Below are 227 nucleotides of genomic sequence, written 5' to 3' on the forward strand. Positions count from 1 at the left end.
TCTAAAATTAACTGATAAAGTAACCATCTCTGAAAATGCTTGGTAAAAAAACTTTCCTGATTCATCAAAAATGTTTATCTAAGTTGGAAAAGAGGTAACTGTTGATGATTTAAATCGCGGCATTATTATCCAATCTGGCAATGATGCTTGAGTAGCAATGGCTGAACATATCGCAGGAAGTGAATCTGCAATCGCTCATTTAATGAATTCTTGGGCACTACAACTTG

1 pseudogene is annotated in these 227 nt (G+C 34.8%); it reads left to right on the top strand.

The features are described 5' to 3' along the window. A pseudogene (locus tag V6256_RS15595) lies at positions 1-227 on the top strand (D-alanyl-D-alanine carboxypeptidase); the annotation flags it as partial.

This window comes from Psychromonas aquatilis (genome assembly GCF_038155185.1).
Classification (GTDB): Bacteria; Pseudomonadota; Gammaproteobacteria; order Enterobacterales; family Psychromonadaceae; genus Psychromonas; species Psychromonas aquatilis.